This window comes from Duganella sp. CF517, assembly GCF_900110275.1.
GTDB lineage: Bacteria > Pseudomonadota > Gammaproteobacteria > Burkholderiales > Burkholderiaceae_D > Rugamonas.
This window is the reverse complement of sequence record NZ_FODC01000006.1, coordinates 179738-196805: the sequence shown is the minus strand read 5'-3', so window position 1 is coordinate 196805 and position 17068 is coordinate 179738. Positions and strand designations below refer to the sequence as shown.

12 protein-coding genes are annotated in these 17068 nt (G+C 67.4%); 11 read left to right on the top strand and 1 reads right to left on the bottom strand.

Annotated features, from left to right (window positions below):
* Positions 1-43 precede the first annotated feature (43 nt).
* From ccoN to BMX85_RS22985, 6 genes are read left to right on the top strand one after another with little or no spacing between them, the layout of a single operon-like run.
* Positions 44-1471: a cytochrome-c oxidase, cbb3-type subunit I gene (gene ccoN / locus BMX85_RS23010; RefSeq protein WP_090324284.1), complete on the top strand. Its 1428-nt coding sequence runs from the start codon at positions 44-46 to the stop codon at positions 1469-1471.
* 14 nt (positions 1472-1485) lie between these two features.
* Complete coding sequence (gene ccoO / locus BMX85_RS23005) at positions 1486-2100, top strand: cytochrome-c oxidase, cbb3-type subunit II (RefSeq protein ID WP_090324282.1); 615 nt, start codon at positions 1486-1488, stop codon at positions 2098-2100.
* A 1-nt stretch (position 2101) separates the two neighbouring features.
* Positions 2102-2287 (top strand): cbb3-type cytochrome oxidase subunit 3, encoded by a 186-nt coding sequence (locus BMX85_RS23000; protein WP_090324279.1) that lies wholly within the window; start codon positions 2102-2104, stop codon positions 2285-2287.
* A complete protein-coding gene (ccoP, locus tag BMX85_RS22995) occupies positions 2280-3257 on the top strand; it encodes a cytochrome-c oxidase, cbb3-type subunit III (RefSeq protein ID WP_229210638.1) in 978 nt (325 codons plus the stop codon). Before BMX85_RS23000 ends, ccoP begins: the two co-directional genes overlap by 8 nt.
* A gap of 13 nt (positions 3258-3270) precedes the next feature.
* Entirely contained in the window at positions 3271-4656 is a 1386-nt protein-coding gene (ccoG, locus tag BMX85_RS22990) for a cytochrome c oxidase accessory protein CcoG (protein ID WP_090324276.1), read from the top strand.
* Positions 4657-4666: 10 nt separating this feature from the next.
* On the top strand, positions 4667-5185 hold the full coding sequence (locus tag BMX85_RS22985) for a FixH family protein (protein ID WP_090324273.1): 519 nt from the start codon (positions 4667-4669) through the stop codon (positions 5183-5185).
* A gap of 155 nt (positions 5186-5340) precedes the next feature.
* On the opposite strand, the gene fnr is transcribed toward BMX85_RS22985, so the two are convergent.
* A complete protein-coding gene (gene fnr / locus BMX85_RS22980) occupies positions 5341-6099 on the bottom strand; it encodes a fumarate/nitrate reduction transcriptional regulator Fnr (RefSeq protein WP_090324736.1) in 759 nt (252 codons plus the stop codon).
* A 243-nt stretch (positions 6100-6342) separates the two neighbouring features.
* Between fnr and BMX85_RS22975 the strand changes: the two genes are divergently transcribed.
* From BMX85_RS22975 to BMX85_RS22955, 5 genes are all read left to right on the top strand, one after another.
* Positions 6343-7092 (top strand): alpha/beta fold hydrolase, encoded by a 750-nt coding sequence (locus tag BMX85_RS22975; protein WP_090324271.1) that lies wholly within the window; start codon positions 6343-6345, stop codon positions 7090-7092.
* Between the two features lie 91 nt (positions 7093-7183).
* On the top strand, positions 7184-10795 hold the full coding sequence (locus BMX85_RS22970; protein WP_090324268.1) for a response regulator: 3612 nt from the start codon (positions 7184-7186) through the stop codon (positions 10793-10795).
* A 215-nt stretch (positions 10796-11010) separates the two neighbouring features.
* Positions 11011-13332: a catecholate siderophore receptor Fiu gene (locus BMX85_RS22965; RefSeq protein WP_090324266.1), complete on the top strand. Its 2322-nt coding sequence runs from the start codon at positions 11011-11013 to the stop codon at positions 13330-13332.
* Between the two features lie 108 nt (positions 13333-13440).
* Positions 13441-14139 (top strand): Fe2+-dependent dioxygenase, encoded by a 699-nt coding sequence (locus BMX85_RS22960; RefSeq protein ID WP_090324263.1) that lies wholly within the window; start codon positions 13441-13443, stop codon positions 14137-14139.
* Positions 14140-14344: 205 nt separating this feature from the next.
* Positions 14345-16720, top strand: a complete 2376-nt coding sequence (locus tag BMX85_RS22955; RefSeq protein WP_177196864.1) for a PEP-CTERM sorting domain-containing protein — start codon at positions 14345-14347, stop codon at positions 16718-16720.
* The last annotated feature ends 348 nt before the right edge of the window (positions 16721-17068 follow it).

Here is a 17068-nt window from a genome sequence, read left to right as displayed (position 1 = left end):
AACCTTTGACTTACATCATCAAAGCGTTCTATGGGAGAACTTCGTGGACCTGGCACAGAACTACAACTACAAGATCGTCAAGCAATTTGCGATCGCAACCGTAGTCTGGGGCATCGTCGGCATGCTGGTGGGGGTGATCATCGCCGCCCAACTGGCCTGGCCGGCGCTGAACCTGGACATCCCCTGGCTGACCTACGGCCGCCTGCGGCCGCTGCACACCAACGCGGTGATCTTCGCGTTCGGCATCTGCGGCCTGTTCGCCACCTCGTACTACGTGGTCCAGCGCACTTGCCAGGTGCGCCTGTTCTCGGACAAGCTGGCCGCCTTCACCTTCTGGGGCTGGCAGGCGGTGATCCTGAGCGCGGTCGTGACGTTGCCGATGGGCCTGACGCGCGGCAAGGAATACGCCGAGCTGGAATGGCCGATCACGATCCTGATCGCCGTGGTCTGGATCGCCTACGCGATCGTGTTCTTCGGCACGCTGCTCAAGCGCAAGGTCAAGCACATCTACGTCGCCAACTGGTTTTTCGGCGCCTACATCATCGCCGTCACCCTGCTGCACGTGGTCAACGGCGCCAGCATGCCGGCCTCGGCGTTTAAATCGTACTCGGCCTACTCGGGCGTGCAGGACGCGATGATCCAATGGTGGTACGGCCACAACGCGGTCGGCTTCATCCTGACCGCCGGCTACCTCGGCATGGTCTACTACTTCATCCCCAAGCAGGCCGAGCGTCCCGTGTACTCGTACCGCCTGTCGATCGTGCACTTCTGGGCGCTGATCTTCACCTACATGTGGGCCGGCCCGCACCACCTGCACTACACCGCGCTGCCGGACTGGACGCAATCGATCGGCATGGTGTTCTCGCTGGTGCTGCTGGCGCCGTCGTGGGGCGGCATGATCAACGGCATCATGACGTTGTCGGGCGCCTGGCACAAGCTGCGCACCGACCCGATCCTGAAATTCATGATCGTCTCGCTGTCGTTCTACGGCATCGCCACCTTCGAAGGGCCGATGATGTCGATCAAGACCATCAACTCGCTGTCGCACTACACCGACTGGAGCATCGCCCACGTCCACGGCGGCGCGCTCGGCTGGGTCGGCTTCATCACGATGGGCTCGATCTACTACCTGATCCCGCGCCTGGCCGGCCAGCAAAAGATGTACAGCACCAAGCTGATCGACCTGCACTTCTGGGTCGCCACCATCGGCATCGTGCTGTACATCGCCGCCATGTGGATCGCCGGCGTCATGCAGGGCTTGATGTGGCGCGCGGTCAACCCCGACGGCACCTTGACCTACACCTTCGTCGAGGGCGTCAAGGCCACCTATCCGTACTACGTGGTGCGCTTCGGCGGCGGCCTGTTGTACCTGGGCGGCATGTGCCTGATGGGCTACAACACCTGGATGACCTTGCGTAACCGCGAGACCGCGACCGCGCGCATTCCCGCGCTGGCCGCCGGCCACGCCTGATATCGGAGCGAAGCATGAAATTTTCACATGAGTGGATCGAGAAAAACCCCTGGCTGCTGATCGCGCTGGTGACCCTGGTGGTCAGCGTCGGCGGCGCCGTCGAGATCGTCCCGCTGTTCTTCCAGAAATCGACCACCGAACCGGTCGCCGGCCTGAAGCCGTACTCGCCGCTGCGCCTGGCCGGACGCGACGTCTACGTGCGCGAAGGCTGCTACAACTGCCATTCGCAGATGGTGCGGCCGTTCCGCGCCGAGACCGAGCGCTACGGCCACTATTCGGTCGCCGGCGAGTTCGTCTACGACCGGCCGTTCCAGTGGGGTTCCAAGCGCACCGGTCCCGACCTGGCGCGCGTGGGCGGGCGCTACAGCGACGAATGGCACCGCACGCACCTGGCCAGCCCGCGCGACGTGGTGCCGGAATCGAACATGCCGAACTATCCGTGGCTGGCCAAGACCGCGCTGGTGCCGGCCGAGATCGTGCCGAAGATGCGCGCGCTGCAACGCCTGGGCGACCCGTACACCGACGCCGAGATCGCCGCCGCGCCGGAAGAGCTCAAAGACAAGACCGAAGAAGACGCCCTGATCGCCTATCTGCAAGGCCTGGGCACATTAATCAAGACGAGGAACTAGCATGGCTATCGAGAACCTGTTTGACCGCGCCAGCAGCGTGATGACGGTGATTTCCTTCATCACGTTCGTCGGCATCCTGTGGTGGACGTTCATCTCCAACAAGGAAGACGACTTCGCCAAGGCCGCGCGGCTGCCGTTCGAGGACGAGCACCTCGACCAACCCGGCCGGGAGAACGGCCATGGCTGATTTCACCAACGGTTTCTGGGACCTGTACATCGTCGTGCTGACCCTGCTCGGCATCGCCGGTTGCGGCATCCTGCTGTACTCGCAGGCCAAGGTCAAGCTGGCCAAGGGCAAGGACGGCCAGGTTGGTACGACGGGCCACACCTGGGACGAGGACTTGACCGAACTGAACACGCCGATGCCGCGCTGGTGGATGTGGCTGTTCTACATCACCATCATTTTCGCGCTGGCCTATCTGTTCCTGTATCCGGGCCTGGGCAGCTACGCGGGCAAGCTGGGCTGGAAGTCGTCCGGCCAGTATCAGGCCGAGCTCAAGCAGGCCGAAACCGAATACGGCCCGCTGTTCGCGCAATACCAGAAGCAGGACCTGAAGAAGGTCGCCGCCGATCCGAAGGCGCACGCCATCGGCCAGCGCCTGTTCCTGACCTACTGCGCGCAATGCCACGGCTCGGACGCGCGCGGCAACAAGGGCTTCCCCAACCTGACCGACAACGACTGGCTGTTCGGCGGCACGCCGCAAACCATCAAGGAAACCATCCTGCACGGCCGCGTGGGCGTGATGCCGCCGATGGGCGCCGCGCTCGGCTCGGACAAGGAGGTGGAAAACGTCGCCCACTACGTGCTCAGCCTGTCCGGCTCGACCGCCGATCCGATCAAGGCGGTGTTCGGCAAGGGCAAGTTCGGCGCCTGCATGGCCTGCCACAGCGCCGGCGGCACCGGCAACCAGGCGATTGGCGCGCCCAACCTGAGCGACAAGGTGTGGCTGTTCGGCGGCAGCGCCGAAACCATCATGGAAACCATCCGCAAGGGCCGCAACGCCACCATGCCGGCGTTCGAGGACTTCCTCGGCGACGCCAAGGTGCACGTGCTGGCGGCGTATGTGTGGAGCTTGTCGAACGACGTCAACGCGCCGGAGGCGTCGCCGGTTCCGCCGGCGCCGGCCGTCGCCGCCACCACGCCCGCGGCGGAATAAGCCATCGAAGATTATGAGCTCGCCTGAATCACAAGTCGTCCACATGTACGCCGCGCGGGAGGAGATCTACCCGCGCGAGGCCTCGGGCCGCTATGCCCGGCTGCGCTGGCTGTTCGTCTGGCTGACGCAGCTGGCGTTCTACTGCACGCCCTGGCTGCAATGGAACGACCGCCAGGCCTTGCTGTTCGACCTGGGCGCGCGCAAGTTCTACATCTTCGGCCTGGTGTTGTGGCCGCAGGATTTCATCTACCTGGCCGCGCTGCTGATCATCTGCGCCTATCTGCTGTTCCTGGCGACGGCGGTGGCGGGGCGGGTATGGTGCGGCTTCGCCTGTCCGCAGACGGTGTACACCGAAATCTTCCTGTGGATAGAACGCCGGATCGAAGGCAAGCGCAGCGCGCGCATGGCGCTCGACCGCCAGCCGCCGTCGGTGTCCAAGTTCGCCAAGAAAAGCGCCAAGCACCTGGCGTGGGGCGCGGTGGCGCTATGGACCGGCTTCACCTTCGTCGGCTACTTCACGCCGATCAAGCACCTGGCGCAAGAAGTGCTGACGTTGAGCTTTGGCCCGTGGGAATGGTACTGGGTGGTGTTCTACAGCTTCGCCACCTACGGCAACGCCGGCTGGATGCGCGAGCAGGTATGCAAATACATGTGTCCGTACGCCCGCTTCCAGAGCTCGATGTTCGACCGCGACACCCTGATCATCACCTACGCCGGCGAGCGCGGCGAACCGCGCATGCCGCTGTCGAAGAAGGCGGCCGGCAACGGCGGCGACTGCATCGACTGCTCGATGTGCGTGCAGGTGTGCCCGACCGGCATCGACATCCGCAACGGCTTGCAGTACGAATGCATCGGCTGCGCCGCCTGCGTCGACGCCTGCAACGGCGTCATGGACAAGATCGGCCTGCCGCGCGGGCTGATCCGCTACAGCACCGAGCGCGCGATGGACATGCACTTGACGCCGACGGAAATCCGCCGCCGCACCTTGCGTCCCCGGGTGCGCATCTACGCCGCCATTTTGGCGCTGATCGTGGCCGCCGTCGGCACCGCGCTGTACCTGCGGGTGCCGCTCAAGCTCGACGTGATCCGCGACCGTGGCGCCATGGGCCGCGAGGTCGAGGACGGCATGATCGAAAACGTTTATCGGCTGCAGATCATGAACACGTCCGAGCGGGCGCAAACGTACCGCATCAAGGTCAGCGGCATCGACACGTTGACGCAGGTCACGCCGGAGCTGGTGCGGCTCGACGCCACCGAAACCAAGGCGCATCCGATCCGGCTGCGCACGGCGCACGGCGCCGCCCATCCGGGCTCGAACAAGATCGCCGTCGAACTGACGTCGGTGGACGACCCGTCGCTGCATGTGAAGGAAGACGCGGTCTTCATCGTACCGCGCTAAGGAGAACCGCATGACCGTATCGATATTGCATACCACGGCAACGCCGTGGTGGAAGCAGCGCTGGCCGTGGCTGCTGATGGCCGGGCCGGCGATCGTCATCGTCGCCGGCGTCTACACCGGCTACCTGGCCTTCACGCGGCAGGACGCGCTGGTGGTGGGCGACTACTACAAGCAGGGCAAGGCCATCAACCAGGACTTGCGGCGCGACCGCGTGGCCAGCAGCCTGGGGTTGTCGATGTCGATCGGCTACGACGCCACGCAGGGCCTGCTGGCAGGGCAGCTGCGCCGCGATAGCGACGACCACGGCAAAACGGAGCGGCTGTTCGTGCGCCTGTCGCACGCGACCCTGCCGGCCAAGGACATCCAGCTGGTGGTGCAGCCGGACGAATTCGGCAGCTTCCGGATCAATCTGCCGATGCTCGAGCGCAGCCGCTGGGTGGTGCTGGTGGAAGGCGAAAAGCGCGACTGGCGGCTGGCGGGGGCGTGGAGCTGGCCGACGCAGCGCAGCGTCACCCTCCGCGCCGACTAACCCCGGGGGTCAGTGCCGACATTCGGACATTTCGATAAATCGGGGAACTTTTGTAGAACGCGAAGGTTCGTGAATGTCCGAATGTCGGCACTGACCCCGCGGGTGCGTTTGTAAATGTCCGAATGTCGGCACTGACCCCGGGGGGCGCTGTGCCGCTAGTGGCAGGTTTGGGTGCCGGCGGTGATGGCCTTGAGCATCGGCGGGTCGAGCAGTTCGATTTCGCGGTTGCTGACGCGTAGCAAGCCTTCCTTCTTGAACTTCGACAGCAGGCGGCTGATGCTTTCGATCGTCAGCCCGAGGTAGTTGCCGATCTCTTCGCGCGACATGCGCAGCTGGAAGGTGTTGGGCGAGTAGCCCCGCGCCTCGTAGCGCGACGACAGGTTGACCAGGAAGGCGGCGAAGCGCTGCGTCGCCTGCATATTGCCCAGCAGGAGCATGACGCTTTGCTCGCGCGTGATCTCCTGGCTCATCATGCGGTGGAAATGCCGCAGCAAGGTCGGCATGTCGGCCAGCAGCTGTTGCAGGCTGCCGAACGGGATCTCGCACACCTCGCTGTCCTCCAGCGCGACGGCGGTGCAATGGTGCAGGTCGGTGCTGATGGCGTCCATGCCCAACAGCTCGCCCGCCATCTGGAAACCGGTGATCTGCTCGGCGCCTTCGCGGTTGACCTGGTAGGTCTTGAAGTGGCCCAGCCGGATCGCGTACAAATTCACGAACGGGTCGCCGATGCGGAACAACACGGCGCCGCGCGCGACCTTGCGGCGGCGGCCGATGATCTGGTCGAGCCGGTCCATGTCTTCGTTGCCCAGTCCCATCGGCAAACACAGCTGGTGCATGCTGCAGTTGGCGCAGCTTGCCTTGAGGATGTCGATGGTGGCGCCGGGCAGCACCAGTGCGGGAAGGTCTCTTATCATGGCGCCAGTGTAGACCATTCGTTGGCGCTTTGGTGCGATGCCGCACCATGCCGATCAGGTATTCGCCGCGTTGCGCGCCTTGCCCGATGCTAGCGACCCCGCCACCGCCACGGCAGGCGCTGAAAAATATTTTCGACATCCGGTCAAATTTAACTTGCGCGCTATTTTATTGTTCGCTATAGTTCAACTCAAGCAAGTCGCACACTACTTAATCGCAAACAACCAACCTCGAAAGGATACACCATGAAACGCTCGATCATCGCCTCCGCCCTGCTGGCCGCCACCGTCCTGACCGCCCAAGCCGCCACGCCGGCCGCCGATACCACCGTGGTGCTGGTGCACGGCGCCTTTGCCGACGGTTCCAGCTGGGAAAAAATCATCCCGCTGCTGCAAGCCAAGGGCTTGAAGGTGGTGGCCGTGCAAAACCCGCTGACCTCGCTGGCAGACGACGTCGCCGCCGCCCGGCGCGTGATCGACGCGCAAACCGGTAAAGTGGTGCTGGTCGGCCACTCGTGGGGCGGCACCGTGATCACCGAGGCCGGCACCAGCGACAAGGTCAAGGCGCTGGTCTACGTGGCCGCGTTCGCGCCGTCCGAAGGCCAGTCCAGCGCCGAACTGGGCAAGGACTACGCGGTGCCGCCAGGGATCGCCACGCTGCAGGCCGACGCCGGCGGTTTCCTGTGGCTGCCGACGGCGTCGGTCTCCACCAACTTCGCCCAGGACGTCGCGCCGGCCACCGCCGCGCTGATCGCCGCCACCCAGGGCCCGATCGCCGCCAAGGCCTTCGCCGACAAGACCACCGTGGCGGCCTGGAAAAACAAGGCGAACTACTACATCGCCGCGTCCGACGACCGCATGATCGATCCGGCCTTGCAGCAAGCGTTCGCCAAGAAAATCAACGCCACCACTATCACGCTGAAAGCGAGCCACGTGCCGATGGTGTCGCAGCCGCAAAAAGTCGCCGACGTGATCATCGCCGCCGCACAACGTTAATACTGTTGCCAAGGTCGGGCATTGATAGGAGAATTCCCGAGCACCCCGGTAGTTCTCCGATTTCACGTCCGACCCGCCCGACAAGGATGAAATGAAGCCACTTGGCATCAAGGCTAAAGTCGCGCTGGCGACGAGCATCACGTCGATCCTGATGATCGCGCTGGTGACCGTGGTCCAGATGCAACGCATGAAGGCGGATTTCACCAAGGTGCTTTTCACCCAGCAAACGGCGCTGCTCGGGCGCACCGCCGAGGAGCTCGACGACAAGCTGACCATGCTGCTCGACATCATCGCGCTGTCGGCGCGCCACCAGCCGGTCGAGCTGGCCGGCTCGACCGAGCGGCTGCGCACCTACTACCAGGACCGCGCGGTGCTGGCGCTGTTCGACGATCTGCTGGTGCTCAGCCCGCAGGGCGTGGTGGTCGCCGACGTCCCGGTCCAACCGGGCCGGGTCGGCATCGACGCCTCCGACCGCGCCTATTTCAAGATGGTGATGCGCACACGTAAGCCACTGATCGCCGATCCGCTGATCGGCAAGTCCAACAAGCAACCGATCGTGCAGATGGTGGCGCCGGTGCTCAACGCCAACGGCGACGTGGTGTGCGTGCTTATCGGCGTGCTGCGGCTGTACAAGGACAACATGCTGGGCCACCTGCGCACCGCCAAGGTCGGCAACAGCGGCTATTTCTTCGCGCTCACGCGCGGCGAGCATCCGGTCTACGTGCTGCATCCGGACGCCAGCCGCCTGCTGCAGCCGCGCCAGGCGGGCGCCAACGCCGCCACCACGCGCGCGCTGCGCGACGGCTTCGAGGGCACCGTCGACAGCGTCAACGGCAGCGGCGAGCGCGCCCTCAACAGCTACAAAACGCTCAAGGCGGTCGACTGGATACTGGCCGCCTCGCTGCCGGCGGACGAGGCCTTCGAACCGTTCAACGGCGTGCTCTCGCGCGTGCTGCTGTGGAGCGTGGTGGCCTCGATCCTGGCGGCGGCGCTGATCGGCTGGCTCACCTTGCGGCTGCTGGCGCCGCTGATCAAGCTGCGCGACGCCATCGTCGCGCTGCGCGGCGACGCCACCCATTTCGCGCCGCTGCCGGTGCGCGCCGGCGACGAGGTCGGCCAGCTGACGGCCGCCTTCAACAACTTGATGCGCGACCGGCTGGCGGCCGACGCGCGCCTGCAAAGCCTGGTCGAATTCGCGCCCAACGCGATCGTCGTGGTCGGCGTCGACGGCCGCATCGAAACCTTCAACCGCGAGGCCGAGCGCCGCTTCGGCTACGGCCGCGACGAGATCCTCGGCCAGCCGCTCGAGACGCTGGTGCCGGCGGCGCTGCGCGCGCAGCACGCCGCGCACCGCGTCAAGTTCTTCGCCGACCGCCTCAGCGCCGAGCCGGTGCGCATGGGCGCCGGCGCCACCTTGCTCGGCCTGCGCCGCGACGGCAGCGAGTTCCCGGTCGAGATCAATCTGAGCGCGGTGCGCACCGACCAGGGCACCAAGGTGCTGGCCGTGATCGCCGACATCACCGAGCGGCGCCGGCTGCAGCTGGAGGTCGAGGCGCGCGCCCAGGAACTGGAGCAGGAGCGCGACCGCGCCGAGGCCGCCAACCGCGCCAAGAGCGAATTCGTGGCCAACATGAGCCACGAAATCCGCACGCCGATGAACGCGGTGCTGGGCATGGCCTACCTGCTGGGCAACACCAGCCTGACCACCCAGCAGCGCAAGTACCTGAACATGGTGAAGGTGTCCGGCCAGTCGCTGCTGGGCATCCTCAACGACGTGCTCGATTTCTCCAAGATCGAGGCGCGCCACATGGAGTTGTCGCCGGTCGAATTCAGCCTCGACGACACCATGAACTCGCTGGCGACGATGATGACGATGAGCGCCGGCGACAAGGAACTGGAGCTGGCCATCAGCGTCGAGCCATCCGTGCCCAAGCGGCTGCGCGGCGATTCGATGCGGCTGCAGCAAATCCTGGTCAACCTGGCCGGCAACGCCATCAAGTTCACCGAACAGGGCGAGGTGGTCGTCAGCGTCGAGCTCGACGCGCGCAAGGCGCACACCCCCCACGGCGCGCTGCTGCGCTTCGAGGTGCGCGACACCGGCATCGGCATGACCGAGCAGCAGCTGGCGCAGTTGTTCCACGCTTTCTCGCAGGGCGACCAGAGCATCACGAGGCGCTTCGGCGGCACCGGCCTGGGCCTGGCCATCACCAAGCGCCTGATCGAATTGATGGGCGGCCAGATCGCCGTCCACAGCACGCCGGGCCAGGGGTCGACCTTCTTTTTCAGCCTGCCCTTCGACGTGCTGCCGGAGCGGCCCGAGGAGCGCCGCAAGCCGGCGCTGGGCGACTTGCGCCTGCTGGTGGCCGACGACAGCCGCACCAGCCGCCAACTGATCGCCAACCTGATCCGGGCGTGGGGCTGGCAGGCCGACGAGGTCGATTCCGGCGCGGCCGCGCTCGAGCGCTTCCGGCTCAGTGTGGAGGCCGAGCGCGCCTACGACGTGGTGCTGGCCGACTGGCACATGCCCGGCATGGACGGACTGGCCACGGCCAAGGGCATCCGCGCGGCCGCGCCCGACAAGCGGCAACCGATCGTGGTGATGGTCAACGCCTTCGCCCGCGACCGCATGGAGGAGATTTCCAACGCGCCCGAGGCCGACGTGGTGCTGGTCAAGCCGATCACCAGCTCCAACCTGTTCGACGCGCTGCACCAGGCGCTGGTGACCAAGGCCGACGCCAGCGTGCAGGCGGCGGCCGACGGCGGCATCGACGGCAGCCTGGACGGCATGCATTTCCTGCTGGTGGAGGACAACCTGCTCAACCAGGCGGTGGCGCGCGGCATCCTCGAGCTGGCCGGCGCCACGCTCGACGTCGTCGACAACGGCCAGCAGGCGCTCGAGCGCATGCGCGCCAGCCCCGGCGTCTACGACCTGGTGCTGATGGACATGCAGATGCCGGTGATGGACGGCTTCACCGCCACCCGCCTGCTGCGCCAGGAATTGAAGCTGGACTTGCCGATCATCGCCATGACGGCCGGCGTGCTCGAATCCGAGCGCGAGCGCAGCATCGAGGCCGGCATCACCGATTTCATTCCGAAGCCGATCGAGGTCGAGGAAATGCTGGCCGTGCTGCACAAGCATTTGCCCGGCAAGGCGGCGCCGACGGGACCGGCGGCGGTTTTCGCCGCGCCGGCACCGGGGCCTACACCGGCGCCCACACCTGCGCCCGCGCTGGCGCCGGCAGTGGCAAGCGCACCGGTCGCCGCCGACCTACCGCCGCCGCCGCCATCGCCGGCCCAGGCGCCGGCGCCGGTCAAGCTGGTCAGCTCGCCGGCGCCGGCCGGCGAGGCCAGCGCCTTCAACATCGACAGCCTGATGCGCGTGATGGGACGCGACGCCAAAGGCCGCGCGGTCATGGTCAAGATGGTGCGCGGCGCCATCGATACCGGCATGGCGCCGGTCGAGCAGGCCGAGCAGGCGCTGCGCGACGGCCGGCCGCGCGACGCCGCGCGCCTGTTCCACGGCCTGCGCGGCGCCGTCGGCGTGCTCGGCGCCCGGCGCCTGATCCAGGCCACCATCGACGCCGAGACGGCCATCGGCGAAGCGCGCGACGGCGAGCTGGCGCAGCGCGTCGACGCCGTCCGCGCCGAACTCGAACAAACCCTGGCCGAGGCCCGCGCCTGGCTGGAGCGCCAGGCGTCGTAAGCACCATCGAATGCCCCGCGGCGTCCTGCCGTCCATGCAAAACCCGTTGCCTTTTGCCATCACGTGAATAGTATTGATAACAATTCGCATTTACGATTATGCATTTTGTTGTTACACTCTCACAAATTGGTAAAGATTTCCCGGCTGTCAAACACAGGTTGGCAACACTTCAGCAACACTTCGCCCCGCCGGCCTCCCTTCGATTAGATGAAAGAATGGCAATGATCAAGAGTCGCAAACACGCGCAATCGCGTTTCAACCAACACATGAGCGCGGCGTTGGCCGTGATGCTGCTGCCGGTCGCGGCCGTGGCGCAGCAACAAACCATGCCCGAGGTCACGGTGCAGGGCACCGCCGACGGCATCAAGGCCGACAAGGCCTCGTCCGTCAAGTACACCGAGAAGCTGGTCGACACCGCCCAGACCATCACCGTCATCAAAAAAGAACTGATCGAACAGCAGGGCGCCGTCACCTTGACCGAAGCGCTGCGCAACACCCCCGGCGTGGGCGCCTTCTTCCTGGGCGAGAACGGCAACACCAACACCGGCGACGCCATCTTCATGCGCGGCTTCGACGCCTCCGGCAGCATCTACGTCGACGGCGTGCGCGATATCGGCTCGATCTCGCGCGACACCTTCAACATCGAACAGATCGACGTGCTCAAGGGCCCGGCCGGCACCGACAACGGCCGCAGCTCGCCGACCGGTTCGATCAACCTGGTCAGCAAGCAGCCGCAGCAGGAAAACGCCTACCTCGGCTCCGTCACCTTCGGCAGCGGCAAGCAAAAGCGCGCCACCGCCGACCTCAACCAGGTGCTCGACGCCGACAGCGGCACCGCCTTCCGCGTCAACGTGCTGGGCCAGGACTCCGGCAACGCCGCGCGCGACGTCGTCGAGAACAAGCGCTGGGCCGTGGCGCCGTCGGTCGCGTTCGGCCTGAACGGTCCGACCCGCGTCTACCTGAACTACCTGCACGTCAAGCAAAACAACATCCCCGACGGCGGCGTGCTGACCATCGGCCTGCCCGGCTACCGCGCGCCGGTGCCGACCACCGGCGGCACGGCGGCGTTCCGGGCGGCCGAGGCCGTGCGCCTGGCGCCGCTCAACAGCGCCCCGCGCGTCGATCCGCGCAACTTCTACGGCTCCTCGTACGACCATGACGACGTCACCGCCGACATGGGCACCGTGCGCATCGAGCACGACTTCGCCGGCGGCGTCAAACTGCAGAACACCACCCGCTTCGGCAAGACCGAGCAGGACTACCTGCTGACCTCGTTCATGGCCACCAACGCCAACGTGATCCTGCCGACCCCCGATCCGGCCACCTGGCAGATGCTGCGCACCAACACCACCTTCCGCGACGCGACCAACAAGGTCTTCACCAACCAGACCACCGCCACCGCCGAATTCGCCACGGGCGCGCTCAAGCACACCGTGGTCGGCGGCATCGAGCTCACCAGCGAGAAGCAGACCTTGTACACGTGGGCGCCGACCGGCGGCACCGGCTTGCCGGTCACCAGCATCTACTATCCGAACCCGGCCACGTCGTTCAAGCTGACCTACGCCCTCACCGGCGCGCAAAGCCGCGGCACCACCGACACCCAGAGCGCGTACGTGTTCGACACCATCAAGATCGGCGACAAGTGGATCCTGAACGGCGGCGTGCGCCTCGACCACTACACCACCGAGTACGACGCCGTGGCGCTGCAGGCCCTGGTGACCCCGCCGGCGGTGCAGCCGCTGCCGGTCGGCACGCGCATCCCGACCTCGCTCAAGAAAAGCGACAACCTGATCAACGGCAAATTGTCGGCGCTCTACAAGCTGACCCCGGAGAGCAGCGTCTACGGTCTGGTGGCGACGTCGAAGGCGCCGCCGGGCGGCACCAACTTCACCCTGAGCACGGCGGCCAACAGCGCGGCCAACGTCAACTACGACCCGCAGGAAACCACCAACTACGAGGTGGGCGGCAAGTGGGACCTGCTCAAGCAGAAGCTGTCGCTGTCGGCCGCGCTGTACCGCACCGACGTCAAGAACGAGGTCGAGGTCGATCCGACCAACCCGGCCGTCTACTACCAAAACGGCAAGAAGCGCGTCCAGGGCGTCGAGCTGGGCGTGACCGGCGAAATCACCCGCGGCTGGATCGTCAGCGCCGGCTACACCCGCATGTCGACCAAGGTCGAGAAGGGCCGCTCGGTGCTGGCCAACGGCGAGGAACAACTGGCCTACACGCCCAAGCAAGCGTTCACCTCGTGGACCTCGTACACCCTGCCGATGGGCCTGACGGTCGGCGGCGGCGTGCGCTTCTCCGACAAGCTGCTGCGCGGCACCGACGGCGCCGTCGGCACCCCGGCCTACATCGATTCGTACTGGGTGGCCGACGCCATGGCGTCGTATCCGATCAACAAGAACATCGATGTGCGCCTGAACGTGTACAACCTGGCCGACAAGGAATACGCCGCGGCGATCAACAAGTCGGGCTACCGTTACACCCCGGGCACGCCGCGTTCGGCCAGCCTGACGGCCAACATCAAGTTCTAAGGTAAGCTTGTAAGGTTTAAGCAAAGGGCCCTTCAGCCGTGTTGCTTGCCCCGCCCTCGCCGGCGGGGCTTTTGTTTTTCCGGACTTACTGTTTCGAGGAGTTTTACCATGATGCTGCACATCCCGGGCGTGTTGCGCCGCGAACAGGTGGCCGCCATGCGCGCGCGCCTGGACGCCTCGGACTGGATCGACGGCCGCGCCACCGTCGGCGCCCAGGGCGCCCAGGTCAAGCAGAACCGGCAGCTGCCGGAGACCTCGCCGCTGGCGCTCGAGCTGGGCCGCACCGTGCTGGCGGCGCTGGCCGACTGCCCGCTGTTCTTCTCGGCCGCGCTGCCGCTGCGCACCATTCCACCGCTGTTCAACAGCTACGCCGGCGGCGAGCACTACGGCGCGCACGTCGACGGCGCGCTGCGCCGCATGCCGAACGTGAACGTGACCGCGGGCGGCGGCGAGTGGGTGCGCACCGACGTCTCGTCGACCTTGTTCCTGAGCGATCCGGACGACTACGACGGCGGCGAGCTGATCGTCACCGACGCCTACGGCGAGCACGAGGTCAAGCTGCCGGCGGGCGACCTGATCCTGTACCCGTCGACCAGCGTCCACCGGGTCGAGCCGGTCACGCGCGGCGCCCGCGTGTGCTCGTTTTTCTGGACCCAAAGCATGGTGCGCGACGACATGCGGCGCGGCATGCTGCTCGAGCTGGACCAGACCATCCAGAGCCTGCGCGCGCGCCTGGGCGACTGCGCCGAACTGGTCGGCCTGACCGGGCATTACCACAATCTGTTGCGCCAGTGGAGCGAAGTCTAGGCCGGGCAACCACGCGGCAACCTGCCGGCGGCCGCCGGGCTGCTGCCCGGCGGCTACACTTTCGCAAGTTCGCAACAGTTCCCTCAAAAAGAATATAAAAAAGTCTAGCAATTTTGAGCACGCTGGCTAAACTCCCAGTTCACGGGTGGCCGGCGTGGCGCGAGCGCGCGCCGACGCGGCCTTCCGTTCATACACGGAGGTTTCCATGGTCAGCGTACGAGGCACCCGCCCACCACCCCATTTCCGCTCCAACCGACTGCGCACCGGGCTGCGCCTGCTACCGCTGTTGTGCGCGGCGTGGGCGGGCAGCGCGGCGGCCATCGACGTGATCTACCAGGGGCCGCCGGGCGGCAGCGGCCTGACCGGCGTCGCGCCGGGCGCGGCCGGCGGCAACGGCGCGACGGCGCCCACCGCGCTGCAGGTGCGGGTCAGCGGCGACCTTGCCAACACGATGGCCGTCACCGGCGGCAAGGGCGGCGACGGCGGCGACGGCGCGCCCGGCAACGCCAGCATCGCGGGCGGCAACGCCGGCGCCGGCGGCAACGGCGCCTTCAGCTTCGGCGTGCTGACCGCGACGCTGGTCGCCGGTCCGGCCTCGGTGGCGGTCGCCGGTACCGGCGGACTGGGCGGCAACGCCGGCCAGCCCGGGGCCGGTTTCGGCGCGCCGGGCGGCGGCCAGGGCGGCACCGGCGGCAACGGCGGCGACGCCACCGCCAGGGCCACGCTGATCACCGCCGCCGGCGCGGCCGGCCAGGTGGCGGCCAGCGCCAGCGGCGGCCAGGGCGGCCTCGGCAGCGCCGGCCGCGCCAGCGGCAACGGCGGCGCCGCCACCAGCAACGCCCGCGCCGTCAGCTTCGGCAGCGCGCCGTTGCAGCTGTCGTCCAGCGCCAACGGCGGCGCCGGCGGCGCGGCCACCTTCGACAACGCGCAGGCCGGCGCCGGCGGCGCGGCCACCGCCACCAACGGACTCGGTGCTCCGGGTTCGGGCGTGCCCGACCTGACCATGCTGACCACCGCCACCGGCGGGCGCGGCGGCGACGCCAACGGCGACTTCACGCTGGCGCCGCACGCCAACGGCGGCAACGGCGGCGCGGCCACGGCCAGCAACACCGCCGCCTACGCCGCCAACACGCTGACGCTGACGCAGACGGCCACCGGCGGCGCCGGCGGCGCCACCATCTTCGGCCTCGGCGGCCAGGGCGGCAACGCCACGTCCACGCTGGCGCTGTCGTCCGGCGCCGCGCCGTCGGTCAACGTGGCCGGCACCGCCATCGGCGGCCAGGGCGGCGCCGGCGTCGGCGGCCCGTTCGATGGCGGCGCCGAATGGGGCACACCCGGCGGCGGCGGCGCGGCCGACAGCCAGCTGTCGCTGAACTCGTCGGCGACCGGCTGGACCGCCCAGATCACCGGCGCCAGCACCGCCGTCGCCGGCCGGCAGGGCGACGGCGCGTTCACCACCCCGGACGGCGGCGCGGCCACCGCCGTCGCCGTCGTCAATGGCGCCGGCCGCGTGACCAGCGTGGCCGACGCCACCGGCCAATACGGCGCGGCCGCCGGCGGCCAGGGCAACGCGCAGGCCACGGCCGGCTCGAACTACATCGCCATCGCCCGCGCCAACGCCGCCGGCGGCGGCGCCTTCTTCAACGGCGGCGCCGCCGCCAACGCCACCGCGACGGCCAGCGCCGGCTACTTCGCCAGCGCCAACGCCGTGGCCACGCCCGGCGGCGGACGCTTCGGCTGGACCGATGGCGGCGCGGCGTCGGCCCAGGCCACCGTGACCCGCATCGCCGCCGCGCCGGTGTCGGCGGCGCAGCCGTCCGAGGCGCGCGCGCGCGCCGTGTCCACCTACCACGGCGGCGCGGTCGCCGCGCGCAGCACCTACATCGACGACAGCCTGGGCGCCGCCGTCACCACCCGCGCCGTCAGCGGGGAACCGCTGATGCTGTACACGGCCGAGGCGAACACCGCCGCCAATGTCGGCGGCGCGGCCTACGGCCCCTGGGCCCCCGGGGACGGGCAAGGCGTGCCGGTGGTCTCGTACGCCAGCGCGCTGCCCACCGCCGCCTCGGTGGCGCCGCTGATCGCCTCATCGGCCGAGGTGCAGGCGGCGTTCGCCGACGCCACCACGCTGGCGGCCGGCACCATGGCCGCGATGATCGCCCCGTTGACCGCCAGCGCCGAATTGAGCTTGCCGTTCAGCGCCGGCAACCACCTGCTGCTGGGACTGGTGCGGCCGTTCTTCTCGCCCGGCTTCGACAGCAGCTTCAGCTTCTCGGTCAGCAACGGCGGCACCTCGCTGTACTCGGCCAGCTTCACCACCTTGGCCCAGGCCGACGGCGTGTTCAACGGCCACGTGCTCGACCTGGGCGTGGTCAACGCCAATACGCTCGAGCTGCTGCTGACCTTCACGCTGGACAACGGCATCTACGGCTTCAGCTACCTGGTCGGCCAGGGCGGCGCGCTGGCGCCGGTGCCGGAGCCGGGCAGCTGGATGTTGCTGATGCTGGGGCTGGCGCTGCTGGCGTGGCGCGCCGGCGCGTTCAAGACCACCCGCATCGGCCCGCCGACCAGGGCCGGTTGAGCGCACGCAGGCTTACAAACTGCAAGCCACGCCGCGCCTCCCCCGAAGCATGCGCCCTTATGCCACAAGGGCGTATGCGAACCACGCCGACGCTGCCGACCGAATGCAACGGTCCGACTCCCCCTTCCTGAAAATACTTGCCACGCGTAACGCTAACGTGACATGATCAAGATCAGACTTTGGTTTGATGTTGCGCATTTCGGAAGGGAATGTGGTCGCGATGGTGGTGGATTTCTCCTCATGCCCGCAATGGGCAAGGCACGCAGCAGCTTGCACTCTTCAAGCGTCATCGCACCACGACCCGAAAAGCCACTTGTATCCCGCTAGCCTCCACGCCGTTACGCCGGC